This is a genomic window from Terriglobus tenax (genome assembly GCF_025685395.1).
Classification (GTDB): Bacteria; Acidobacteriota; Terriglobia; order Terriglobales; family Acidobacteriaceae; genus Terriglobus; species Terriglobus tenax.
In genome coordinates, this window is the sequence record NZ_JAGSYA010000003.1 from 1,144,360 (window position 1) to 1,170,090 (window position 25,731).

18 protein-coding genes and 1 tRNA gene are annotated in these 25,731 nt (G+C 58.0%); 13 read left to right on the forward strand and 6 right to left on the reverse strand.

Features of this window, described 5'->3' with window-relative positions; genetic code table 11:
• The first annotated feature begins 161 nt into the window (after positions 1-161).
• From OHL13_RS04775 to OHL13_RS04795, 5 genes are all read left to right on the forward strand, one after another.
• Entirely contained in the window at positions 162-1,649 is a 1,488-nt protein-coding gene (locus tag OHL13_RS04775; RefSeq protein ID WP_263408964.1) for a sulfatase family protein, read from the forward strand.
• 64 nt (positions 1,650-1,713) lie between these two features.
• The gene (locus OHL13_RS04780) at positions 1,714-5,010 is read left to right on the forward strand and encodes a carboxypeptidase-like regulatory domain-containing protein (protein ID WP_263408965.1); all 3,297 of its coding nucleotides are present in this window, start codon (positions 1,714-1,716) and stop codon (positions 5,008-5,010) included.
• A 15-nt stretch (positions 5,011-5,025) separates the two neighbouring features.
• On the forward strand, positions 5,026-6,453 hold the full coding sequence (locus tag OHL13_RS04785; RefSeq protein ID WP_263408966.1) for a sulfatase family protein: 1,428 nt from the start codon (positions 5,026-5,028) through the stop codon (positions 6,451-6,453).
• Between the two features lie 81 nt (positions 6,454-6,534).
• Positions 6,535-7,437 carry a formylglycine-generating enzyme family protein gene (locus tag OHL13_RS04790; protein WP_263408967.1) on the forward strand — a complete coding sequence of 301 codons (903 nt, stop codon included), beginning with the start codon at positions 6,535-6,537 and terminating at the stop codon, positions 7,435-7,437.
• A gap of 54 nt (positions 7,438-7,491) precedes the next feature.
• Positions 7,492-8,163 carry an SGNH/GDSL hydrolase family protein gene (locus OHL13_RS04795; RefSeq protein WP_263408968.1) on the forward strand — a complete coding sequence of 224 codons (672 nt, stop codon included), beginning with the start codon at positions 7,492-7,494 and terminating at the stop codon, positions 8,161-8,163.
• A gap of 39 nt (positions 8,164-8,202) precedes the next feature.
• On the opposite strand, the gene OHL13_RS04800 is transcribed toward OHL13_RS04795, so the two are convergent.
• The 3 genes from OHL13_RS04800 to OHL13_RS04810 form a co-directional block, all read right to left on the reverse strand.
• Positions 8,203-10,332, reverse strand: coding sequence for a winged helix-turn-helix domain-containing protein (locus OHL13_RS04800; protein WP_263408969.1), 2,130 nt, complete (start codon positions 10,330-10,332; stop codon positions 8,203-8,205).
• A gap of 351 nt (positions 10,333-10,683) precedes the next feature.
• On the reverse strand, positions 10,684-11,949 hold the full coding sequence (gene ampH / locus OHL13_RS04805) for a D-alanyl-D-alanine-carboxypeptidase/endopeptidase AmpH (protein ID WP_263408970.1): 1,266 nt from the start codon (positions 11,947-11,949) through the stop codon (positions 10,684-10,686).
• Between the two features lie 98 nt (positions 11,950-12,047).
• Positions 12,048-13,094, reverse strand: a complete 1,047-nt coding sequence (locus OHL13_RS04810) for a 6-phosphofructokinase (protein ID WP_263408971.1) — start codon at positions 13,092-13,094, stop codon at positions 12,048-12,050.
• Positions 13,095-13,273: 179 nt separating this feature from the next.
• Here OHL13_RS04810 and mtgA point away from each other — a divergent pair, with 179 nt between their 5' ends.
• Positions 13,274-13,921, forward strand: a complete 648-nt coding sequence (gene mtgA, locus OHL13_RS04815; RefSeq protein WP_263408972.1) for a monofunctional biosynthetic peptidoglycan transglycosylase — start codon at positions 13,274-13,276, stop codon at positions 13,919-13,921.
• A gap of 6 nt (positions 13,922-13,927) precedes the next feature.
• Here mtgA and OHL13_RS04820 read toward each other — a convergent pair whose 3' ends face one another.
• Positions 13,928-14,656, reverse strand: a complete 729-nt coding sequence (locus tag OHL13_RS04820) for an arylesterase (RefSeq protein ID WP_263408973.1) — start codon at positions 14,654-14,656, stop codon at positions 13,928-13,930.
• Between the two features lie 44 nt (positions 14,657-14,700).
• Between OHL13_RS04820 and OHL13_RS04825 the strand changes: the two genes are divergently transcribed.
• From OHL13_RS04825 to OHL13_RS18700, 6 genes are all read left to right on the forward strand, one after another.
• On the forward strand, positions 14,701-15,381 hold the full coding sequence (locus tag OHL13_RS04825) for an ABC transporter ATP-binding protein (RefSeq protein ID WP_263409126.1): 681 nt from the start codon (positions 14,701-14,703) through the stop codon (positions 15,379-15,381).
• A 50-nt stretch (positions 15,382-15,431) separates the two neighbouring features.
• The gene (locus OHL13_RS04830) at positions 15,432-17,951 is read left to right on the forward strand and encodes an ABC transporter permease (protein WP_317889900.1); all 2,520 of its coding nucleotides are present in this window, start codon (positions 15,432-15,434) and stop codon (positions 17,949-17,951) included.
• A gap of 43 nt (positions 17,952-17,994) precedes the next feature.
• The gene (locus tag OHL13_RS04835) at positions 17,995-19,014 is read left to right on the forward strand and encodes an Atu2307/SP_0267 family LLM class monooxygenase (RefSeq protein WP_263408975.1); all 1,020 of its coding nucleotides are present in this window, start codon (positions 17,995-17,997) and stop codon (positions 19,012-19,014) included.
• A gap of 231 nt (positions 19,015-19,245) precedes the next feature.
• Positions 19,246-19,319, forward strand: a tRNA-Gln gene (locus OHL13_RS04840).
• A gap of 203 nt (positions 19,320-19,522) precedes the next feature.
• Positions 19,523-19,816 (forward strand): Arm DNA-binding domain-containing protein, encoded by a 294-nt coding sequence (locus OHL13_RS04845; RefSeq protein ID WP_263408976.1) that lies wholly within the window; start codon positions 19,523-19,525, stop codon positions 19,814-19,816.
• A 98-nt stretch (positions 19,817-19,914) separates the two neighbouring features.
• Entirely contained in the window at positions 19,915-20,220 is a 306-nt protein-coding gene (locus OHL13_RS18700; protein WP_399255225.1) for a tyrosine-type recombinase/integrase, read from the forward strand.
• 362 nt (positions 20,221-20,582) lie between these two features.
• Here OHL13_RS18700 and OHL13_RS04850 read toward each other — a convergent pair whose 3' ends face one another.
• Together OHL13_RS04850 and OHL13_RS04855 are read right to left on the reverse strand one after the other, a co-directional pair.
• A complete protein-coding gene (locus OHL13_RS04850; protein WP_263408977.1) occupies positions 20,583-21,227 on the reverse strand; it encodes a response regulator in 645 nt (214 codons plus the stop codon).
• On the reverse strand, positions 21,227-22,162 hold the full coding sequence (locus tag OHL13_RS04855; RefSeq protein WP_263408978.1) for a sensor histidine kinase: 936 nt from the start codon (positions 22,160-22,162) through the stop codon (positions 21,227-21,229). The genes OHL13_RS04850 and OHL13_RS04855 overlap by 1 nt, the downstream gene beginning before the upstream one ends.
• A gap of 525 nt (positions 22,163-22,687) precedes the next feature.
• On the opposite strand from OHL13_RS04855, the gene OHL13_RS04860 reads away from it, so the two are divergent.
• On the forward strand, positions 22,688-25,624 hold the full coding sequence (locus OHL13_RS04860) for a TonB-dependent receptor (RefSeq protein WP_263408979.1): 2,937 nt from the start codon (positions 22,688-22,690) through the stop codon (positions 25,622-25,624).
• The last annotated feature ends 107 nt before the right edge of the window (positions 25,625-25,731 follow it).

Here is a 25,731-nt window from a genome sequence, read left to right on the forward strand (position 1 = left end):
TTGTTGTACTCCGTCCCTCGCGTGACGTTGAGTTCGCATGGCCTTTGGCCATAGACAGCGAATCTCCCTCCCAAAATCAAGTGTGTCGTTCAAGCCTGTACCTCCCATTGAGCAATAGAGGGTAAGACTGGCACCGTTCGCGGTATCCCCTTGGAGTGTGCATGGATCGGCGTGCATTGTTGCAGAACAGTCTCCTGATGGCGGCGTCGAATTTTGTCAGCCCGTTCGCCAGGGCGCAGCGGCGGAGTTCTCCGCCGAATGTTCTGCTGATCATGTCTGACCAGCATAAGCGCAGCTGCATGGGAGCTTATGGCGATACGGTTGCACGAACGCCGAACCTGGATGCACTTGCGCGGAAAAGTGTCCGGTTTACTGATGCGTATTGCGCAAACCCTGTGTGCACGCCTTCCCGCGCTTCCTTGATGACGGGGCTGTACGGCCATCACCACGAGGCGCAGGACAATACACATTCCTATGCTGCGAAGCATAAAACGATGGCGCACCATTTCGGCGCGGCCGGTTACAGTACCGCCCTGATTGGCAAGATGCACTGGGTTGATGCGCAGACGCACGGCTTTGATTACCGTCTCGAGTTCAACGACTGGTTCCAGTACCTTGGGCCAAAAACCGCTCTGTACGCCGACGAACTTGGACGGCCAAACTCAGGTTCCGGGCAGCCGGAGATCGATGATCTGTGGCGCGAATCCGGTGACCCATGGAAGGATGCACGTCACGAGGATGAGCGTGAAGGGTCGGTTCACGTAGGCCGCGTATCGCGTCTTCCTGAGGAAGACCACTTCGATTCTTTCGTTGCGCGGGAATCGATTCGATTCCTGCACCAGCATCGCCGCGAGGATGGTCCCTTCTTCCTGGTGAGTTCTTTTCTCAAGCCGCACGATCCGTTCATGCCTGCGCAGCGCTTTGCCGATATGTTCAAGCCGGAAGAAATGAAGCTGCCCGCAAGCTGGGGCAAGGCGGATCTCGCTTCGCTTCCGAAGGAAGTAGCGCAATCGATCCAGTACAACGGGCCGACACCTGAGGTCAGAGACGAAGCCAGAGCTAAAGAACATATTGCGTACTACTATGCCAACCTTGCGCAGATGGATGACTGCGTCGGCCAGTTGTTGCGCGCGCTGCAGCAGACCGGCTTTGATCGCGACACGATCATTCTGTACACCTCTGACCACGGCGAGATGCTGGGTGATCTCGGCCTCTGGCAGAAGTTCGAATTCTACGAGGGCTCCTGCGGAGTCCCGTTGCTGATGCATGTGCCCGGAGGCGCAAATGGAGTGGTGTCTACGCCGGTCAGCCAGGTCTCACTCAGCGCAACCCTGACAGAGTTGAGCGGTGTTTCGCAACTGCAGCCGAATGATGGAAAGAGCTTTGCGTCTCTGGTCAAAAATCCTGCAAAGCCCGCGACCCTTGGACCGGTCTTTGCGGAGTATGCCCTGAACACTCCGCGGGCGAAGTACATGGTGCGTGATGGCGACTGGAAGTACACCTTCTGGGAGCATGATCGCGAAGAACTCTACAACCTGAAGTCTGACCCCGCCGAGCTAAGCAACGTAGCGGCGGATCCGCGATGTCGCAAGGAAGCCGAACGCCTGAAGGCTACGCTGTTTGCCTGGCATCGTCCAGCAAACGTGTAGCAGGAATGACCCGGAGCCACAGCGCCCGCTTGTGCGCATGGCCTAACCCGTTTGGAGGCTTCTCTTGCTTTCTCGCTTGCTTCGTTTTTCTCTCGTCTTTTTGTCGCTTTCTTATGTCGCCCTTGCACAGCAGACATCCACCCTTGTCGGCACGGTGCAGGACTCCTCTGGCGCTGCCATTGCGGAAGCAACGGTAACGCTGCTGAATACAGCCACCGGCTTTCAACGCACGGTGAGCACCAATGCGGAAGGGCAGTACACCGCGCCTTCGATCCCCGCAGGGAACTATCGTCTCTCGGTGGAGAAGCCTGGCTTTCAGCGGCTGGAGCGCAGCAACATTACGCTGGCCAGCGCCGCTACGACGGATGTCGACCTGACGCTGCGTGTGGGCAACAACTCTGAGACAGTTACGGTCACAGAGTCTGCGTCCCTTGTTCAGTCGCAGAGTGGTGTTGTGTCCTCACTGGTCGACAGTAAGCAGGTTGTCGCGTTACCTCTGGCGACGCGCAATTTTACTGATCTGGTGCTTCTGACTCCCGGTGCTCATACCGGATCAGCCTCCAACCTCGCCGAGGGCGGTAGCGCCTATGCGATTCGTGGTGGAGCGAACTTCAGCGTGAATGGTTCGATCGCCGCTGCGAATTCGTATCTGATTGACGGAATTTATGATCGCAACCAGTGGCTGAATACGCTGGTGCTGGTGCCCATTGTCGACTCCATTCAGGAGTACCGTGTGATGACCAGCAACTTCAACGCGGAGTATGGCGAAGCTGCCGGAGCCGTCACGACCGTCTCCACTAAGTCTGGCAGCAATCGCTACCACGGTAGTGTGTGGGAGTTCCTGCGCAACGACCAGATGAACGCGAACAGCTACTTCGCGAAACAGAATGGAATTCGCAGGGCGCCGTATCGCCGCAACACCTTCGGCGCTACGCTGGGTGGACCTATTCTGCATGACCACACCTTCTTCTTCGCTGACTACCAGGGAATTCGCCAGTCTGTGCCGCAGACTTACACAACCACGATTCCGACCCTGGCGCAGCGGGCAATGGTGCGTACCGGAAACTTCTCCGCTCTGGGCACACAGCTTTATAACCCGTATGCAAGCAGCACGGTGGGTGGTGTAACAGCGCGCGCCGCATTTGCCGGGAACCAGATTCCGACCTCTCTTCTGGACGCGGCAGCCGTAAAGTTCGTGGATCTTCTGCCAACGCCTACCAACGGAAATGCAACCAACAACTACACCATTACACCGGCGCTGACGCAGAACACGAACCAGTTCGATACACGCATCGACCAGAATCTTGGCAGCAGCGACCGGTTGTTCTTCAAGTACTCGTTCGACCAGACGGAGCAGGTATCGCCGGGCACGGTGGCTACCGCGCCTTCGGGTGTCTCGCTCATCGGTCCGTATATCGGTACCGGAGGAAATGGAACCCGGACGCCGGTACGCACGCAGTCAGGAACGCTGGGATACTCGCATGTGCTGTCACCTGCAACTCTGCTTGAAGCACACACGGCCATCGTCCGCTGGCGCGCAGAAGTCACTCCGCTGGGCCAGGGATTCGCGGCTGCCAGCGCTCTCGGGATACCCGGCATCAACTACAACGCTATCTCCGGGGGATTGCCGGGAATTACCATTTCGAACTTCTCTGCGCTGGGTGATACCTCGTCGTATCCGGAGAACAGCTACATCACAACCTTTCAGTACGATGGCGATGTAATTCACACTGCGGGCAAACACACGGTCAAAGCCGGTCTGCTTTTCCTGCGTCATCGCTTCAACGGATTCTCTGCTTTTCCCGTGCGCGGTACCTACGATTTCAATGGTCAGTTCACGCGGCAGATCGGATCCACCAGCGCGGCCTCCGCCCTGGCCGACTTTGCGATTGGAGCGACGGATGCCGCGAATCGCAACATCCTTACCGGTGAATTCGGAATGCGAACATTCCAACTGGCGCCGTACCTGCAGGACACCTGGCGTGTCACCGATCGGCTGACCCTGGAGTATGGCGCGCGTTATGAGATCAGCGCTCCGCCGTATGAGGTCAACAACCATTGGGCGAACTTTGATGTGGCGTCGGGAACCCTGCGCGTCGCCGGGCTGAATGGCAATAGCCGTCGTTTGCGGAATTTTGACTGGAAGACCTTCTCTCCGCGTGCCGGCGTTGCGTACAGTCTCGATGCGCAAAAGAAGACGGTTCTGCGGGCAGGCTTCGGTCTCTCGTTTGTCGATACGCTCGCTGGTGGAGCGCAGCTCTACAAGAATCTGCCCTACTACTTCGCGCAGGTCATCGCAACGGATAGCGCCGCCGCTCCCGTTTCGCGGCTCAGCGATGGCTTCTCGACTCCCGTGCAGCCCGACCCCAACAATACCACGGCTATCTCTACCGGAAGCCCTACGGCATGGGATGTGAATACGCGGCAGACGGGCGTGTATCAATACAGCCTTGGCCTCCAGCGTGAACTGCGTCAGGATACGATTTTGGAGGTCAGCTACGTTGGTACCCGTTCCCAGCATCTGCTGATCAACAGCCTGAACCTCAACCAGTCCCGGCCAGGAGCAGGCGCACAGAATATACGCAGGCCGTATTACAGCATCAATCCGAACCTGGTGAACGTCGCTTATCGTACCGGTGCGGGCGATGCTTCCTACAACAGCCTGCAGGTGCACCTTGAGAAGCGGACCTCGAAGGGGTTGAACTTCGGCGCGTCTTACACCTATGCGAAGTATCTCTCCGATGCGGGGAATCCGAACGGCGGCGGTAATGCGGACATTCAGGATCACCAGTGCGTCCGCTGCAACTGGGGTTCGACACCGGACGACTTCCGGCACACGCTGGTCTTGAACCATGTGTATGAGCTTCCCTTCGGACGTGGCCGCCAGTTCCTGTCGCGTGGTCCGGTCTCTTACATCGTCGGTCCGTGGAACTTCAGCGGTGTCTGGTCGTTGCATTCCGGCTCGCCTTTCACCGTCTTCTATGGTTCGAATGTCTCCAACTCTTCCGGCGGCGGAACGCAGCGTCCTAACCGCATTGGCTCCGGCCGTCTGAGCAGCGGACGCACGGCAGCGCGTTACTTCGATACCAACGCATTTACCGCGCCGTCGCTGTATAGCTTTGGAAACTCCGGTACGGGCATCCTGACCGGGCCTGGCTACTTCAACGTAGATCTCACGCTGGAGCGGCGTTTCTTCATCACGGAGCGTGTGAGTGCCGACCTGCGTGGAGAATCCTTCAACACCTTCAACCGGGCAAATTTCAATAACCCCAATGCAACCATTGGCACCACGACGGCGGGCGTCATCAGCAGTACCCAGTCTCCGCGTGTGCTGCAGGTTGCCCTGAAAATCAGCTTCTAGAAGGAGACTTCCGCAATGGCAAACGAAAACCATCCAAGCCGCCGCCGCTTCCTGCAGACCGGAGCCGTGGCGGCTCTTGCGGCAAATGCGTTTACGCGTAAAAGCGCGGCGGCGGCGCCTTCCTCAGAAGGGAAGTACAACATCGTCTATCTGCACTCGCACGACTCAGGCAGATATCTTCGTCCCTATGGACACGATGTTCCTACGCCAAACCTGAGCCGCCTGGCGAAACAAGGCGTTCTGTTTCGCAATGTGCACAGCGCCGCGCCAACCTGCTCGCCAAGCCGGGCTGCACTGCTGACAGGACAGTCCTCGCACGCGTCGGGCATGCTGGGACTTGCACACCTTGGCTGGAGCCTGAGCGATTACAAGCAGCATATTTTGCATACCCTGCGCGAGCACGGGTATATCTCCGCGCTTGCCGGGGTACAGCATGTTGCGGCGGATCCATCTGTCATTGGCTATGACCAGCTTCTTCCGCACGCCACCACCAGTGCGAAGGATGTTGCACCGGCCGCGGTGAAATTTCTGCGCAGCAAGCAGGACAAGCCGTTCTTCCTGGATGTGGGCTTCTTTGAAACGCATCGCGAGTTTCCGGAGCCGGTCGACAATCCCGACTACATTCAGCCGCCTGCACCATTGCCTGATGTTGCGGAGACGCGGCTGGATATGGCCGGCTTCCACGCCAGTGCACGTATTCTCGATAAAGGAGTGGGTGAGGTTCTGGATGCGCTGGAGAGTGCAGGCCTCGCAGAGAACACGCTCGTCATCAGCACAACCGACCATGGCATCGCCTTCCCGAATATGAAGTGCAGCCTACGCGATACCGGCACAGGCATCTCGCTCATCATGCGTGGGCCGGGTGTCTTCGCAAAGCCGCAGGTGTCAGATGCTCTGCTGTCGAACATTGATGTGTTTCCCACTCTCTGCGACTATCTTGGCATTCCGCATCCGGCGTGGCTTACCGGCAAGTCTTTCCTGCCGGTCCTTCAGGGCAGCAGCAAGCAGGTCAATGAGGCTGTCTTTTCCGAGGTAACTTATCACGCGGCCTATGAACCCAAACGGTCCGTCCGCACAACGCGCTGGAAGTACATTCGTCATTTCGATGACAGGTCCAACGTTGTTCTTCCCAATTGCGATGACGGCTACAGCAAAAACTTCTGGATGGACAATGGGTGGAAGTCTCTCCCCAGCGTCTCGCATGAAGAACTCTATGATCTGATCTTCGATCCGAATGAGCAAAACAACCTGGCAGCCAGCTCCGAATCACGTGCAAAGACTGCTCTTGCGGATCTGCGAGGAAAGCTTGATGTCTGGATGAAGCAGACCGGCGATCCACTGTTGCATGGACCGGTGCCGCTGGTGCAAGGCGGCCACATCATGCCGCAGGACGCCGACTCTCCTAAAGGGCTAAGCCGCTATGTGCCGCGAACGCTCAAATAGGCATCGCTCGAGTATCGTGGAAGAGACATCATGATGGATAAGCCTGTATCTTGCTGTGCAGCTCGACGTGCCGGTTCCGCAATGGAAGAGGTCATTGCAGAACCGGTACGTCCTGGGCAGCAGGTTTCGCTTGTGGGCATGATTTCGCTGGCTGGCGGCTCCTTCCTGATGGGAACAGACTATCCGTATGGCTTTCCCCAGGATGGGGAAGGGCCCGTACGAGAGGTCGTTGTCTCGCCCTTCCACATGGATGCCTGTCCCGTCACGAATGCGCAGTTTGAGGCATTCGTGCGCGAGACGAACTACAGCACGGAGGCGGAACGATTTGGCTGGTCTTTCGTCTTCTGGATGCATCTTCCGGAGGATCGTTTCGAGGAGCTGGCCAAAGATACCGTGGCAGCGGCGCCGTGGTGGTGCCAGGTGGAAGGCGCCAGCTGGAAACATCCGGAAGGCCCAGGCTCGTCTTTGATCGGCCGGGAGAATCATCCGGTGGTGCATGTTTCGTGGAACGACGCCATGGCATTTGCGCGCTGGGCCGGCAAGTCGTTGCCGACCGAGGCACAGTGGGAGTTTGCGGCGCGGGGTGGGCTGGAGCAACAGCTCTACCCCTGGGGCAACGACCTGACACCATCCGGCAGACACATGTGCAACATCTGGCAAGGGCAGTTTCCCAACGAAAACACTGTGGAGGATGGCTTCAGCGGAACATGTCCGGTTGACGCCTTTCCGGCGAATGCGTTTGGCATGTACTCCGCGGCGGGGAATGTCTGGGAGTGGTGCTCCGACTGGTTTACGGCGGATGCCCTTACGCGGAGCGGCCATGATCCGGCCGGGCCGCAAGCTGGCGATGCCAGAGTGATGAAAGGCGGCTCCTTTCTATGTCATGCGTCGTACTGCAACCGCTATCGTGTTGCCGCAAGAACCTCAAATACGCCGGATAGCTCGACCTCGAATATCGGCTTTCGCTGTGCTATCTCCGGATAGGAAGATCCCCCGGGAACTATCGTTATTCTGCCTGTCTCTTATATAAGGGGATACATGCGAAACTGTGTTGTCTTTCTATTGCTAAGTGTTACGGCCTTGGCGCATGGACAGATCCGTGTCATCAACAGCGGGTGGCCAGGAAGAAACACCGCTCAGATTGAAGAGCATCTCGAGCACGAACTGGTTGCCGTGAAGCCGGACTTTGTCGTGATTCTGGCAGGCGGCAACGATGCGTTGAATGAGAAGGCATTTCTGCCTCCTGCGCAGACGCAGCAGAGCCTGACGAAGATGGTGCAGCGTGCGGAGAAGTCCGGGGCGCAGGTCATCATGGTTACCGTGCATGACCCCGATCTTGCCCGGTTGATGACACGGCACACGCCAGAGTCATACGGCAGCATTTCTCCGCTTGAGCGGCAGGCACAGGTCAATCGCATTGTGCAGCAGGTCGCGCGCGAAAACCACGCCACGCTGGTTCCATTCAACCAGGTGCTGCGGGATGCTGGTGGCGCAAACGCCGAACTCAGCACGGACGGCGTTCATCTTACCGCTCGCGGATATGGCTTACTCGCCGGGGCCGTGCGGTCTGCCTTGCCAAAGTCCTTGCCCGCGAACACCACGATTCTGTGCCTGGGAGACAGTCTTACCTATGGCATCGGCGTGCGTGTGCAGGATACGCCGGAAACGCCCGATACCTACCCATCGCAACTGAGGGCGCTGCTTCGTTAGGACAACGCTTCCTTGAGTAAAGCAAGCATGTGCGAGTGGCTACGGTAACTCGGCCTGCAGTGCGTAGACTTCATGGATGCCGGCCTCTCGCAGCAGAACAGGAGAGTCGTCGGGAGCAAGGTTGAGGCTCCAACCAAAGAAGCCGGTACGGCGTATCCCTTTCAGGCTCGCATAGCGTTCCAGGGTGTGCGTCTTCAGGTGGTAGCGGAAGATCGTAGGTTCCCATGGCGAGTCGAAGTAGATGGATTCTCCATCATGGCTCCAGACGCAGTCATTGACGCCAACATCGGCAAGCTCCATCCATCGGGAGCTCTGCACGTCATACAGCTTGAGCTTGTGGTTGTCCGCGGTCACGGCGGAGATAAAGTTCCCGTCCGGACTCCAGCGGGCTTTCCATAAGCCTTCCGAGCCAGTCAGAGGTGAGAGTGCATGGGTCTTCAGATCGAGGATGCGAAGCTGGAAGGATTGCTGGCGAACGCCAAAGGTAACAACCTGGCCGAAGACGAGCTTGCTGCCGTCTGCTGACCATGTCGGAACGCCCTGGTTCATTTTGTCAGAGGCAAGAAGCTCGTGAGTGCCTCCGCCGGATGGAACCTGATAGATCTTCCAGAGGTTATCTTTGCCCGGGCTGATATAGGTAAGTTGTTTTCCGTCCGGTGACCATTCTGGAAAGCGGGCGATGCTGCCCGGATCTGTGAGCCGGATGCGCTCCGTTCCATCAATGCGGCTGCGCCACAAGGTGCCTTCCGGATACGCCGTCCAGGCCATCCACTGGCCGTCGCGGGAGAAGGAAAGCGTGTCGGTGGAAAGACCTCCGAGGTAGGGCAGGAACTGACGCGATGCCGCGTCGTAGCGCATCAGTTCACCGCGTGCCTGTTCGCCGAGCGCGAAGATCTGTTTGCCATCCTGCGAGAAAACCGGTGCCCGCCAGAAGTCTGCAGGGCCTTCCGCCAGCAAGCCAGGCTTGCCGGATTGCCAGAAGTTGCGGCGGTCGCGCGCAATCCAAAGGCTGCTGCGGCGGGCTTCATTGACGACAAACACGTAGTAGCGGCCATCCGGCGTCCAGTCGCCGCAGCAGGCAATCCGTGCCCATGGCTCTTTTGCAAACAGTGGGTGAAGACTGCTTCCATCCGCGTTGATCTCCCACAGGCCCACATCCTGCGTCCAGTGTTGCGTGGAGAAGCGGATGCGGGCTCCATCCGGCGACCATCGTGGCCACGAGGGCGGCTCGTCCATGCGCGCAACCGGCTTCGAGTGACTGCCGTCGCTGTCTGCAAGAATCAGTTCGTTGCCCTTGATGTACGCGATGTGCAATCCATCCGGAGACCAGCTTGCAGCATGCCCGCTCAACTCGCCTACCGAACGCAGTGAGCCGCCGCTTAAGGACATGGCTGTAAAGGCGTGTTCGGACGACTGCTCCCATAGACTGCCAAAAAGAATCTCATTTGTGCTGCGGGAGTAGGCGAGCGCCGTATCGATAGGGTGGGGCGCTGGCTTACGGCTGGTTTCGCCGCCCTCCGTGGAGACCTCGGCAAGGTAGCTTTGAGCATCTACATCCTCGCTGAAGTAGATACGGCTGCCATCCGTGAGCAGGGAGATTAGGCGTTCCTTATAGGCGCCATCGTTGGTCAGGCGCGTAAAGCGGAGGATCTCCGGCTTCTGCCAGATAAGTCCGTTGCGGGAGAGCACGAAGAGAGTCGACGCGACGACGGCAATGCCTGCGGCTGTGACCGCCCACCAGGGAAGTCTGTTTCGCGTGTCTGGAACATCCGGCGGAGCCTCCGCTGCAGAGGGAAGCTCAATCGTCCGTACAGACTCTGCTGAGGGCGCCGGGGTCTCAGAGACGGGCTCAATAAGGTCCACCGGAATGCCGATCCGGTAGCCGCGGCGAGGAACCGTCTCAACGATCTCGATCCCTTCGTCGGTCTTGCCCAGTGCCTTGCGAAGAAGGAAGATGCACTGGGTCAGGCTGCTGTCTTCCACAAAGGAATCAGGCCAGATTGTTTCCAGAAGTACGGTCTTTGAGACGATGGCTCCCCGGCCTTCGACCAGCAGTTCCAACGCCTGGAAGGGTTTTGGGGGGAGAGGGATGCGTTCCCCGTCCTTGAGTAGCAGGCCTTGTGCCGGATCAAGGCAAAAATGTCCAAAGATATAGTGCCGATATTGCATCAAACGCCAGTGCCTTGAGGGAAAAATGATGGTTTCGTGAGGCTGCGTTCAAGACCAGTTGTGATCCTGCAGCCTAGATTACAGCCTGGACAGCGTAGATCCCACAGGTTTTCCCTGTCCCGCGGCACCCTCCCCGTCTGTTTGGTTCAAGGGGTCTACTTGGCCCTTGAACCAAACAGGAAGTCCTTGTGTCTCACGTCGTTGGCTGTATCGGCTGGCGCAGTATCAGCGAGCATGGACGCTACGTGGCCTTTCTGATCAACGAGATTCCCATCTTCGATCACACCAGCCTGATGGTTATGCTGTTGGAACGATCCGAAACCACTCCCCTCCGGTCGCCCGTGCGGGTGCTTACTTCCGCTTGCGGGGCTTATGGGGTTTGGCAGGCGCCTTCTTTGCACCTTGTCCTGCTGCTTTCTTCGCACGCGGAGTGGCGGCCTTCGGCTTGCGCACCGGCCGTGCAGGAGGCTCGGGAATCGGTGGCAACCCGGCGATGGTGAGAAGCAGGTTGTTCGCTGCCCGGAACAGGTTCTGGTGTGCGGGTACGCCGCCGTCGGTTGCCGCCAGGAAGATGGCCGTGTCGCGCTCGTGGTTGATGGCGATGTAGGTGAGGAAGCCCGCGCCGCCGCCCGTCTTCTGAACAATATGCCGAAGGTCTTCCTTCGGCTGAATGTGTATCCATCCCAGCCCCAGCCCCGTCGGCAGACCGGCATGATCCAGACCCACCTGGCGCAGCAGTTGCGAGGGCTGCATGTAGACATCCTGGGCACCGGGGTCCTGCGCGGGGAGAGTCTCGCTCTTGTCGCGCAGCAGATACTTCAGCCAGTTCGTCATGTCCTTCGCGTTGGAGTAAAGTCCGGAGCTTCCCGCAGTCTCTTCGGTGGAGGTACACGGTCCCTGGTCATGCACTCCGGTCAGCAGAAGTGCGCACTGCTGGCTGGTAGGGAAGTAGGTGGTGTTTGGCATGTGCAGTGGATTCAACGTGCGTTCCGCCAGCAGTGCCGCATATTGCCGGTGCGTGGCCGAAGCAAGGGCATCGCTTAGCAGGTCAAAGCCAATGTTGGAATACAGTGAGACCGTTCCCGGGACACTCCTCAGCTTCTGCTTTGGCAGCCACTCCCAGCGTGTCCTGTGGTCAGGGAAGGTGAAGTGTGGCGTGCCCTTTGGCATCGGCCCCAGCTCGCGGGGCAGGCCTGAGGTATGCATGGCAAGGTCTGCAAGAGTGATGGGGTGAACGCGCTCCGGCACCTCTATCCTGGAGGGCACAAATTTCTGCAGCGGGTCGTCCAGATGGACTGTCCGGTCGGCGGAGAGCTTGAAGAGCACGTCCGTCGTAAAGATCTTGGTCAGCGAACAGAGCCGCAGGACGGAATCCTGCGAAGGCAGCGCCTGTGACCCGGGAGCCGTCTCTCCATAGCCACGGAAGAAGCTCTGGCCGCCGCGCACCACTACCAGTACCATGCCCGTTGAGCCGGACTGTGCGAAGAGATCCTGCCCCAGAGCACCGGCATCCTGCAGATCCGGCAGAGATGGTTCGTCTTTAGCCTGTCCATAGGCAGGCGAAAGGGAAGGCAGCAGGAGCGCAAGCAGAAGGGGCAGCAGGGGAACGGGTTTCATGTGGTCTTCAGTTCGAAGATACTGTGCCACACCAACCCATGGAGCCTGTCTGCAACAGGACGCCACTGGTTTGACAACCGTGCCGTCGCGCGTAGGGATCAGCCGCTGGCGTCCGCCGAATAACTGGTGTAGCTCGCTACCGGCGGCCGCAGGCCACGGATCACCTCCAGCAGGCTGGGATCTACGCCGCGAGGAGCCGCAACGGCGTCCTTCAGTGGGATATCCACGATGGTGGAGTTTCTAAGAGCGACCATGCGACCAAATCGTCTCTGTGTGGCAAGATCCACTGCCGCAACCCCGTACCGTGTCGCCAGCACCCGGTCAAAGGCGGAGGGCGTGCCGCCGCGCTGGATGTGGCCGAGGATCGCGCTCCGTGTTTCGCAGCCCGTACGCTCTTCAATCATCTTTGCCAGGGCCGAGGCAATGCCGCCGAGCTTCTTTGTCGGGCCCGCCCAGTCAGAGTTAGGCAGAGTGGCTCCTTCGGCAATCACCACAATCGCATACTGGTTGCCTTTCTCCCACTCGTACTGGACCTGTCCGCAGACCTCGTCAATGTCGATCGGGACCTCGGGCACCAGGGTGACGTGCGCCCCGGCCGCGATGCCGGCGCAGGCCGCAATCCATCCCGTGTGCCGTCCCATGACCTCGCACACAATCACGCGGTTGTGCGCCGCGGCGGTCGTGTGTAAACGGTCAATCGCTTCCGTCGCGATATTGACAGCGGTATCAAAGCCAAAGCACATATCGGTGCCGCTCAGGTCGTTGTCAATGGTCTTCGGGACGCCAATGCAGTTGACACCCATATCGCTGAGAATCAGGTTCGCCGCCTGGGTTCCATTGCCTCCCAGTGCAATCAACGCATCCAGGCCATGGCGGTCCATGGTCTGCGCGCAGCGTGCGAAACCGGCATGGACCTGGCGGATATCCACGCGTGATGTCCGCAGAATCGTTCCGCCGCGGGTCAGAAGGTCCTCGGTCGCCCGCAGATCAAGGGGTATGTAAAGGTCTTCAACCAGGCCGCGCCATCCCTCCATAAAGCCGAGGAACTCGTGGTTATGATGCAGAATCCCTCGTTGCACCACGGCTCGTATCACTGCATTCAGGCCGGGGCAGTCACCACCGGCAGTCACTAAACCAATACGCATTCGCCGACGCAACCTCGGCCATTGTTATGGCGCGTCAAGGATAGCACCGCGAAACGCGGCACTTTGTCTGAGACGAATCAACCCAGACTCCGCGTGTGCCTCCAGCTATGATTCAGAAAGTGATCACCTCATCCGGCATAGAGCCCAGGACCTGGCTTCGCAAGGAGCGTTTGCTCTCCATGGCGCGTTGGTTTGTTCTTGGCCTGGTCTCGCTGTGGCTGCTTGCCGCGCTTACCCTGGTTGCTGCCCGCTGGATTGATCCGCCCACGACTGCGGTGCAGACGGAGCGCCGCATCCAGTCCTGGTTTCAGCCTGCGCCCTATGCCAAGCGCTACACGTTTGTTCCTCTCAGCCAGATCTCGCCCGACCTGCAGCATGCTGTCATCGCCGCGGAGGACGGCCGCTTCTATCAGCACCATGGCTTTGACTGGCACGAGATTCAGCTGGCTGCACACGAGGACATGGAAGGCGGCCGCATGCGCGGTGGCTCCACCCTGACGCAGCAACTGGTCAAGAACCTGTTCTTCGGCACAAGCCGTTCTATCCTGCGCAAAGGCGCGGAAGCTTCGCTGGTGCCGGTGGCGGAACTCGTCCTCGGTAAGCGGCGCATCCTTGAGCTCTATCTGAATGTTGTGGAATGGGGCCCTGGAATATACGGTGCAGAGGCGGTGTGCCGCGCCGACTACAAGACCTCGGCCCGCGGAGTTGGTCGGCAGCAGGCGGCACGTCTCGCCGCCATTCTTCCAGCGCCCCGCAAGCGGAGGCCGGAGCGGATGAACAGCTACAGCTCCATCATTCTGCGCCGCATGGGCCAGATGGGCTGGTAGTTCCGGCTACTTCTGCAGAACCGGTTCCACCAGCGGCAGGACATTTTTCACAATCATCTGGCTGCCCATCACCGTCGGATGAATGCCATCCTTCTGGATGGCTCCCTGTACCCCGTAGATGTCCTTATAAAGGAACGGGAATAGCGTCATGCCGTACTTTTTCGCCATCAGGGCATAGGTCTGGTTGAACTGGTCAATGTAGACCTTTCCGTACTGTGGCGGCAGCGTAATTCCGAGCAGAATGACCTTCGCGCCCGAGGTTTTCAGCTTTGCCAGGATGCCGTCAAAATTGGCCCGCGTGCTGGCAATCGGAATCCCCCGTAACCCGTCGTTGCCGCCCAGTTCCACCAGCACGACCGCCGGATGCAGAGCCACGGCGTCTTCTACGCGGTCGAGGGCGTCTTTCGTGGTATTGCCGGAGATTCCCTGATTGACGACGCGGTACTTGTATCCCTTCTCATCCAGCGCCTTCTGCAGGAAATCCGGATAGCTTTCGCCCGCGTCGAGGTTATAGCCGGCGGTAATCGAATCGCCGAAGCATAAAATCACAGGACGTTCGTCCTTAATAGAAGCGGTTTCTGCCGCAAGGCCGTTTTTTGACGGCTGACGGGCTAGTTCGCTGGCCGCCCGGGTACTGCTGGAGTAGTCTTCAGCGCGTTTTGCGCCATTGCTGGTCTTGCAGCCAGTAAACGCAAGCGACAATACGAGGGGAAGCGCAGCACCAAACAGTTTCACTTGAGCAGTGTAGCGAATTGAAGGAGAGTACGTTGAGCCCAGCCATGATCGAAGTCACCGGCCTGACGCGGTCCATCCGCAACGGCCGCCGCACGGTTGAAATTCTGAAAGGCATTGATTTCACCGTCACCCAGGGCGAGTTCGTCGCTATCATGGGTTCCTCCGGTTCTGGCAAAAGCACGCTGCTTGGCCTGCTGGCCGGACTCGACACCCCGACCTCGGGCGATGTGAAGATCACCGGCGAAAGCATCAGCTACCTGCCCGAAGACAAACTGGCCCAGGTCCGTGGCAAGAAAATCGGCTTCGTCTTCCAGTCCTACCAGCTCATTCCAACGCTCACGGCCCTGGAGAATGTTCTGCTGCCGTATGAGCTGAACGATGGTTCGGACGGTCTTGCACGCGCCAGGGACCTGCTTCTCTCCGTTGGGCTGGAGCGCCGTATGGATCACTACCCGGTCCAGCTCTCCGGCGGGGAACAGCAGCGCGTCGCCATCGCGCGCGCCTTCATGCTGCGCCCCCCCGTTGTGCTGGCGGACGAGCCCACCGGAAATCTTGACTCCGCCAATGGCTCGCACGTTCTCGATCTTCTGCTGGAGATGAACCGTACCTCCGGCACCACGCTTGTCATGGTGACACACGATCCCACCATTGCAGCGCTCGCCTCCCGCCGTATCGTGCTCAAGGACGGCCTTGTCGTTTCTGACGAGCTTCAGGCGGTGCAGTAACGATGGGTTCCCTTAGCTGGACATCCGCCCGTCGCATCGCATGGCGTGAGATGCGCTCTTCGAAAGGCAAATTCGCCTTCGTCATTCTGTCCGTTGCCGTGGGTGTCGCCGCTCTCACCGGCGTCCGCGGTTTCAGCGGAGCTTTTCGCACTGAGCTGCTCGTCCGCGCCCGCTCCATCATGGCCGCCGACTTGTCCGCCCGCATGTTCGCGCAGCCAACACCCAGGGAAGAAGAAGGCCTTGTGGCGATGGAGAAAGAAGGCCTTCGCCTGACCACCGTGACCGAGATGGTCGCCATGGCCTCGGCCGAGCATTCGCTTGATCCGCTTCTGGTCTCGCTCAAAGCCATTGACCCGGCCGTGTATCCCTTCTATGGCTCCGTCGATCTTGCTTCAAAGGCCAGCCTCCGCAATGTGTTGCGCGACAACACGATTGTCTGCGCCGAAGATCTGCTGATCCGCTTGAATCTGAAGCCCGGTGACCGTGTGAAGATCGGAGAAAGCATCTTCACTATTGCCGGGATCGTCACCAATGAGCCCGATCGCCTCTCCGGCTCCTTCGCCGCCGGCCCCCGCGTGCTCATTACACAGAAGGGTCTTGAAGACGCTGGTCTTATTGTCGAAGGCAATCGCTCCAACGAGCGCTTCCTCTTTGAACTGCCGCAGGGAAGCACCGAGCAGCAGGTTGCCGCCTGGAAGGCGCGCCTGGTGGCTCTGCTGCCTGAGGCCCAGGTCTCTGACTACCGTGAAACCAACCCGGCCCTGACGCAGGGTCTGGATCGTGCCACCGGCATCCTCAGTCTGATGAGCCTGGTTGCGCTTGTCCTCGGCGCCATTGGTGTGGCCATGGCCATGCGTGCGCATCTGCAACAGCGCATGGATACCATCGCCATCATGAAGTCCCTGGGCGCGGGCAGCTCGCAGATCATGCGCATCTATCTGCTGCAGACAGTGCTCCTGGGGTTGATGGGCGGCATTGTCGGTGTGACGATGGGCACCGCGGTGCAGCGTTTCCTCCCCGTTCTGCTCAAACGGCTGATCAATGTGCAGCCGCCCTTTACGCTGGACTGGCGTGCCGTCGCTGTCGGCCTGGTCAGCGGCCTGCTTACGACGCTGCTGTTCACGCTGCCGCCGCTGCTCGACATCCGCAAAGTCCGTCCCATCCTGATCCTGCGTCGCGCCGTGGAGCAGAGCGACGAGCCGGCGCACAAAGCCTTCTTCACACGGCTGAAGTCCAACTGGGTGCAGTTCGCGGCAACGCTCTTTATTCTGCTCGGACTGGCGGGCATAGCTGCCACACTCAGTGATTCGGCCCAGACCGGATGGACCTTCGCCGCCGGTCTAGCCTCTGTCCTTGTCGCCCTGCTGGTCGCTGCCGCTGCGCTGCTGGCGATCCTTCGCCGTTTTCTCCGCGGGGCAGGTCTCTCGCTGCCCTCGGCCGTTCGCCACGGACTCGCCAATCTTTACCGCCCCGGCAATCCTTCTGCCGCGTTGCTTGCCGCTGTTGGACTCGGCGTGATGCAGATCACCACGGTCGTGCTGATGCAGCAGGCAGTGGTGCGTGAACTCAAGGTCGTTTCTTCGCCCAGGATCCCGAATATCTTCCTGGTCGACATCGCCAACTCCGAGGTCGACGGAGTTCGCAAGGTGCTCACCAGCCAGCCCGGCATCACCGCCGAACCGGAGCTGATCCCGGTTATCAGCTCGCGCATCACTGCTGTGAACGGCGTACCGGCAAAAGACCTGCGCCTCACCAACTTTCCCAAGCGCATGCTGCAATCCATCCAGCTCACCTGGAGCGATGAACTTCCGCCCGGCACCATCATGCTGAAAGGGAACTGGTGGAAGCCCGGGGAGACCCTCCCCCTGGTCGCGATTGGCCAGCGCATGAGCGAGCGGCTCGGTGTTCAGATCGGTAGCCACATCACTTTCTCCGCGCAGGACAAGCCCATCAATGCCATTGTGGGAGCCATCATCAAGTCTGACGGCCAACACGCTTTCTCACGCGCCGAGTTCATTCTGCCCAGGGCTCCGTTGCAGGGCTTTCCTGTCGTCTGGTATGGAGGAGCGCATGTCGACCCCAAACAGGTAGGTCAACTGGAGCGCGCCATGTATGCGGCTTATCCGACGGTGACGGTTATTGACGTGGCGCAGGCGCTGGAAACCATCCGGCAGGTTGTCCTGCAGATCACTGTGGTCATCCAGTTTCTTTCGGCATTCTCCATCTTTGCAGGTCTGGTCATCCTGGCCTCGTCCATCGCCGGCACGCGCTATCGCCGCATCCGCGAGGTGGTTGTGCTCAAGACGCTCGGCGCGACACGCTCCCGCATTGCAACGGTCTTCTCCATTGAGTTCGCCGTGCTTGGCCTGGTCTCCGGCGTCACCGGAGTGCTTTTCGCTACCCTGGTCGCCCGCTTCCTCCAGCGGCAGATGGAGATCGAGTTCCATCTGCCATGGGGTACTGATTTGCTGATGATCCTTGGTTCCGCCTCGATGGCTGTGCTCACCGGCTGGATCGCCAGCCACCGCGTTCTCGGTCAGAAACCGCTGGAGGTTCTGCGGGAAGAGTAGCCCACTGAATCTATTTCGATATCGAAGCATCTATTCTACTGTTATGCAGATCGGAATCGACAGCTTCGTGGATTACACGCCGGACGAGTCCGGCAACATCGTCTCTCCGCAGCAGCGTATGGCAGACCTGCTGGAGGAGATCGCGCTCGCCGACAAGGCTGGCCTTGCTGCCTTTGGTATCGGCGAGCATCATCGCCCGGACTACCTTGCCAGCTCCCCGGCCACGATCCTGGCTGCAGCTGCGGCCATCACGAAGAACATTCGCCTGCAGAGTTCGGTCACGGTGCTTAGCTCGGACGAGCCCGTCCGCGTCTTTCAGCAGTTCGCCACGGTGGACCTGATCTCGAATGGCCGTGCGGAGATCGTCGTTGGCCGTGGCTCGTTTACAGAGAGCTACCCGCTCTTTGGTTACGACCTGAAGCTCTACGACAAGCTCTTTGCGGAGAAGCTTGACCTGCTGCTCCACCTGCGGGAGGAGACCAACGTCACCTGGGAGGGGGAACTGCGTCCGTCCCTGCACGGTGAAGGAGTCTACCCGCGCCCGGTACAAAAGAAGCTGCCTATCTGGCTCGGTGTAGGCGGAACGCCGCAGTCATTTGCGCGTGCCGGCCTGCTCGGCCTGCCGTTGATGGTTGCCGTCATCGGCGGAGAGCCGCACCGCTTCCGCCCGCTGATTGACCTCTACCGTAAGGCTTACCTGCAGTCCGGCCACCCGGAGCAGGAGATGAAGGTTGGCCTGCATGTTCTCGGCTTCCTGGCGGATACCGACCAGAAGGCAGGCGACACGATGTTTCCAGTCTGGCAGCGCCAGTTCGCGAAGATCGGCGCCGAACGTGGCTGGGGTGCTCCGCAGACCCGCGCACAGTTTGACGGCAATGCATCGCCAGCAGGAGCGTTCTTTGTCGGCAGCCCGCAGACGGTCGCTGCCAAGCTGAAGTACGTCAATGAAGTGCTCGGCGGAGTCGACCGCGTGAATATCCAGCTCACCTCCGGCACCCTGCCGCATGAGGACGTGATGCGCGCGGTCGAGCTTCTGGGCGAAGCCGCAAAGCTGACCGTCTGAAGTTCTGCTCACATAAAGCAAGCCGCGTTCTGCGGCGACACTCCCTGTACCTGCCCCTGGATGGCAAGTACAGGGAGTATCAGCTGTTCTTCAATATTTCTCAGGATCAGGCGCTAAGCTTGCCGCGACCGGTGTCATAGCGTTGACCAAAAACGTCCTAGGCAATACACTGACTTAGGTGAGTTGATCGCGCGGCGGTAAGCGCAGTCCTCGCTGGCCAATCTTAAAGATTGCCCTCTCGTTCAATGGTAGGACAGTCGGCTCTGAACCGATCAATCGGGGTTCGAATCCCTGGGGGGCAACCAAGCGCGCACTTCCGCGCATCTTCTCGCACTACTTAGAATCCTTGAAAACCAATAAAACCAATAAAAACAATGATTTACTTCTCTCTTGAGTGCGCTGACGTCCGAAAACGGACGGGGACAGCCGCGCTTTTTTGTGGGTACGATTGTGGGTATATTTAGGCAATCCTGTGGGTACGCGAAATACCCGCGTTTGGGAGGCATAAATGGGACTCACTCTCAAAGAAATTGAGAACGCTAAACCACTAGCCAAGCAATACAAGTTGGCGGACAGTCGCGGCCTCTGTCTCTTAGTCACTCCTTCGGGTGGAAAGCTGTGGCGTTGGCGTTATCGGTTCGCTTGTAAAGAGAAGATGATGGCTTTCGGGGAATTCCGGACGGTGTCTCTGAAGGAAGTTCGCGACCTGCATTTCGCCGCTCGTCAGACATTGGCTAACGGGATCGACCGTTGCGATTTCGCCTCTACCTCGAGTCTCTGGGCCTGGCAGCTGGAACCGTAACCAAATGCCTAGCCGCGGTAAGGGCGGCTCGCCCACGAGGCTGTAGATTCCGGCTTGCTCAGCTGCAGGTATTCATCGGGTGAAAGGAGCAAAACAGCTTGGAGCCCGCATGGGATCTGCGCAGTGCATGCGATCTCGCAATGTTGTCTGTGCTTGTGGGCTGCGGCTTACGCCGGGCGGAGCCCTCTGCGCTGACAGTTGAGGATTTACAGATCAGACAAGGGCATTGGGCGATTGTGGACCTCGTCGGCAAAGGCAGTCATGTCCGTACCGTGCCGATGCCTGCTTGGGTGAAGGATGCTGTCGATCATTGGAGAAGTCTGGCGAAGGTGACCTCAGGCCGAGTATTCCGAGCTGTTAGCCGGCATGGGACGCCCTGGGGCAGGGCATATCCGAGAACGTGATCTGGTACGTGGTGCGAAAAGTCGCTGAACGGCTTCACTGGGACAATCTCGCGCCATACGATCTCCGACGAACGTGCGCTGAACTCTGCTATGTAAATGGCGGCGAATTAGAACAGATTCAGTTCTTCCTTGGTCACGTATCCCGCGCTGACCACCGAGCGGTACCTTGGCTGCAAGTGGAATCTGGAGAAGCCGGTCAACGATCGCTTTGGGTGTCTCTTCACTCGGGCGGCCGCGAGCTTACGTTGCTCGTGCGGCCGCGACCTGTTCGGCTGCCCATGAAGTAAATTAATGTCTCTTCATTTTCCTAGTCAACAGCAGATGGTTCCTATCCTTATGAGACTCGTGTAGCAAGAAGAGTGTCACGACTTCAAATACCCAAGCTCAAATGCTTTTAATACCGCTCTGGTCCGATCTCTAACACAGAGCTTTTCGAGTATGTTTGAGACGTGATTTTTGACAGTTCCTTCTGCTACCCTAAGCGCGAAAGCGATCTCTGAGTTGCTGAATCCCCCCATAAGCAGTTGCAGGATCTCGATCTCGCGGTCGGTCAGTCGATCTTGTTTGGGGCGTGATGCGGTTGACTTCCGAGACTGCAAGGCTCGAAGCAGACGCTCTGTTAGAGCAGCTCCAAAGAATTTTTCACCACGAGCCACACTTCGTATTGCGTCGGCAAGACGCACCAGGCTTACATCTTTTAGAAGAAACCCCTTTGCACCAAGATGAAAGGCTTCCAGAACAATCTCGTCATCGTCAAAGGTTGTCAGGACGATGACGGGCATGGAAGGTCCTTGCGCCTCGAGATGGCGAAGCACATCAATACCGTCCATCTTCGGCATGCGCATATCCAGCAGGACAACATCGGGCTGATGTTGCCTGAGGACGGAGATGGCATCGAACCCATTGTCGGCTTGTGCTACGACGCGGATATCTTCTGTAAGTAGTAGAAGGTTTTCGAGCCCTTCCCTTACGATGGTCTGATCTTCAATGAGCCCGACTCGAATCATCAGTTGCTCCTCAGGGGCATGAGTGCCCGGACGGAGAGACCGGGATGTTCTCCACTGGATACCTCCACGTCTCCACCGAACTCGCGGAAGCGTTCGCGCATCCCGCGTAGCCCAAGTCCAAACTCCGGAACGGACTCTAACGTGGTGCCATCGTCGTGAGCATGTACCTGGACTTTATCTCCGTCGAGCCGAAGATCAATCCAGACCTGGCTGGCAGTGGAGTGCTTGATGGTGTTTGTGATGATCTCCTGCACACAGCGGATGAGGACGTTCGCCTGCTCCGGATCATCAACGGTGAGGTTGCTGGGAGCGTGCAGATGGATCTTCAGGTCTGGGAGTGCGGCGGTAAGAGCTTCAAGTGCGCCGGCAAGGTTGACCCCGGAGGTTTCCCTTAACTGGCGGACGACGCTTCTGACATCGGCGAGAAGTCCCTGCGACACATCCTGCGTTTTCTTGATCAGGCTCCGGATGTCTTCATCTTTGCAGCGGTTGATTGCGATCTCCTGGTGGAGATACAGGGCCGTAAGCCGATGGCCGAGCGCGTCGTGCAGTTCGCGAGAAATTCTGAGGCGTTCATTCGAACGAGAGCTTTCTGCCAGCAATTCACGCGTCGCCTGTAGCTGTGCGTTGACCAGAGCCTGCTCTGTACGCAGATGAACTTCTTTTTTTGCCATCATCACGATGACCGCTGTGAACGAGTCCAGCGCAAAGATGGTGAAGTGGGAGAGCGTGTTCATGAAGTCGTTCGGAGAAAAGCTGGAGTTCAGCCACAGGTGGGCGATGCTCTGAACGACGATCCAGATGGTGGCCTGCCGTGCAGGCAGAACCAGCGCAACCTGCCAGCTGATAACGATCAGTGCGACAGCGATTGCAGAACCTGGCTGCAGCCAGGCAAAGTACATGACAACAGCAACGCAGACCGCGCAAAGAGTCATTTGTACGGACCTGCTCTTGACGCGTTCAGTAAGCGATGCCCAGAAGCAGATGGCGTAGACACACCAGAGTGTCCACCAGATTTGCTTAGGATCTGAGTGGGTAAACGCGTCTCGCGCCGCGGGATGGATGCGCGACGGGATAAGCAGTAAAGCCCAGATTGCTATGCCAACGTAGCGAAGCAGTCTTCGATACGTGTTGATGGTCCCAACTCCCATTGCTGTGATTACAGCACCGCGTGCATCTGGAGTCTGTATGCCAGAAGTCATGGTATGAGTCCTATGCCATATAGCACTTTCGCTACGTAGTGTCGAACGATATTGTGACGTTATTCAACGGGACAGCAAGACACTGGGAACGGAATCGCGGCGTGGTGAAGCTCCCAGGATTGGTTCGATCAGGATAGCAGAGGCTCCTCTAAAGGAACGCCATCTGGGATGCCGAGGTGTTTTCGCTAACCGTTGCGATAGCCGTACAGACGCTGCGTAGTGCAATTCAAAAATTCTTGATTTTGGGGGTACTCGGTGATGAGGCTTCGTTGCATTTCTCCATCCGGTTCGGTTGATTTTGTCAGTTTCTGTCGCTTCTATCGGCTGGTCTTTGCGGTCCTTGTGCTTTGTTGCGCATTTTCCGCGCATGCGCAGCAGACGGCTATCCAGGGCACTGTGGCAGATGCGAGTGGAGCAACCATTACGGGTGCTGAAGTTGTGGCGGAGCCTGTAACTGGTGGCACGCCGTATAAAACGACAACGGATTCTGACGGGCATTTCAAGTTTCCTGTGGTGTTGGCTGCAGAGTACGAGGTGACGATTACAGCAAGCGGATTCGCGCCAAACCGTCAGCACTTCACACTGCTCATCGGACAATCATCCGATCTGGCATTTTCTCTCTCTCCGGCATCAACATCTTCCGCGATTACGGTGACTGACGCGCCCGTGCAGATTGATACAACTGCGTCCCAGGTCTCTGGCAATGTCGACCCCGTGGCCATGACGAAGCTTCCGATTAATGGCCGTAACTGGATGGAGCTCTCTTCGCTGGTTCCGGGTGTACGTGTGAATTCGTTCTCGAATGGAACGCCACTTGGCGGTAACAATGCTGGAAAGCTGCAGATGAATGTTGATGGCCAGCAGGTGACCAACAATACAGCTTCCGCTACTTCATCTACGGCGCAGGCGCAGTTCAGCCGCGATGCGATCTCGCAGTTTCAGATCATTACCAACCGCTTTGATGCGACCCAGGGACGTTCAGCCGGCATCCAGGTCAATGCTCAAACTAAGTCAGGTGCGAACGAGTTTCGTGGAACGGCGTTCCTGTATGCGCGTAATGATGTCTTCAATGCCTCTGACCCAATTACGCGGACCGTCCTGCCATTCAAAGATACGCAGTACGGAGGCACACTCGGTGGGCCTATCCGGCACGACAAACTCTTCTACTTTGGCTCATTCGAAGGCGAGCGCCAGCCCGGAACGATTGTAAGCAATCCGCAGGGATTCAACTACACGTTTACACGTCCTTCGAACATGAGCCTGAACGAGTATCTTCTTCGTTCGGATTATCAGCTGAATGATAAGAATCATTTCTTCGTGCGCGGTTCGGCCTACACCTACGACATGCCTTTCACAGGCGTATCAGGAACAGCGGACCCAAGCACAGGCTATTCCACTACACGTCAGTACTGGAGCGTGTGGGGCGCTTGGAACCGTGTCATTACGCCAAACCTGATCAGCGATCTTAAGGCGGGCTACAACCACATCGGCTATTCCAATATTCCGTTCCAGAGCGGGATGCAGTTGAAGTTTCCTACCACAACTATTGGCGCGGGATACAACATTCCGCAGGTGCGTAATCAGAACTCACCTTCATTTCGCGAAGACATGTTCTGGCTTCATAAGAACCACAGTCTGAAATTTGGTGCGGAGTACTCGCACGAGTCGCACTCTGGTGAATACGGGCAGAATGTACGTGGCTATGCCTCCATGAATGCTGACCCAACCTCGATCGGGCTGAAGTGGACCGATGTCTTTCCGGACACGACAAATCCATCGACATGGAAGCTCTCCCTGGTCAACTCGCTTGTGGGCACGTACACGCAGGGTTTTGGAGACTTCAACCTGAAGATCCAGCGCAATACCATCGGCCTATGGCTGCAGGATGACTGGAAGCTGTTTCCACGCTTTACGCTCAACCTTGGTCTCCGTTACGACAATGATCTTGGTGTGTTCAACCCTCAGCTCCGCATGCCTGCGAGCACTGGAATTCAGCAGCCGACCGGCGGCGACAATAACAACATCTCGCCCCGTGTAGGCTTTGCATACGATCTGTTTGGTCGCGGAACGACGGTGATTCGCGGAGGTGTTGGCATGTACTATGCCGACATCGGAGCCAACCAGATCTCGAACTCGGCACTGTACAACGGGGTCCGCACGGTTCAACCTTCAGTCTCGAAGACATCGACAACGACCGTTGATTTGAATAATCCGTTCAATGGCAAAACTGCCGCGGACTTCCTCGCGAATCCTACGGCTTACGTACAGTCGGTGCAGGTGATGGCGCCGGATGTGAAGACTCCTTGGTCTGCACAGGCAACCATCGGTGTGCAGCAGGTACTGTTTACGGACTGGACCATTTCGGCAGACTTTGTTCATACACGTACGCACAGCGACTGGGTACGTGGAGACGCGAACCTGGCACAGAACCCGGCCAACGGTTTCAACTACGATCCCAGCAAGACCACGAGACCCAACACAAAGTACACGCAGATTCTGACCTTCTATACGCCGAACAATGTTGGCGCCATCTATGACGGCCTGCAGGTAGGCGTTCAGAAAAGGCCGTCACATCACTTTGTATCGGGCGTTGCGTATACGTTCTCGCGTATGAAGGACAATTCTGGCAGCCCGTTCTCTTATCCGAACAATCCCTTCGATCTCAGTTCGGAGTGGTCAAAGTCAACGGACAACCAGACGCATGTGCTTTCAGCCAACGGCAACTATGACTGGAAGTGGGGTTTCCATAGCGGACTTCTATACCGTTTCGGATCGGGCAATAACTTTTCAGCGACGGCTGGATCAAGCCCGACCGGGCTTGGTGCTTACACCACAAACCGGACCTTCTGCGGAACTGGAGCAACGAACTCGCTTTGCACCACCACGGTCAAGGTCTACAACGATTCGAAGTTCAATCGCTATGACGCGAAGTCGGGCTTCATTATCACGGACAGGAACCAGTTTGTTGGCCGTCCTATCCATCGGGTGGATGCCAACGTGGCGAAAGACTTCACCTGGCATGACCGGTACCGTGTCACGTTGCAGGTAGAAGCATTCAACCTGCTGAACCACTCGAACTATGGCGCCTACAACACTGTCATTACGTCCGCGACATACGGTCAGCCGGCAGGAACTTCCAACGAACTTGCCTACTATGCCCGCATGTTTCAGTTCTCTGGACGCTTCTCCTTCTAACAACGAACCCTTCGCTTCTTAGGAGACCATTGATGTTCAACCGGTTTACTTCCTCACAGAACAAGGCTGCCATGGTTGCAATGGCGGTCTTGTTCCTCTTTTCCTTC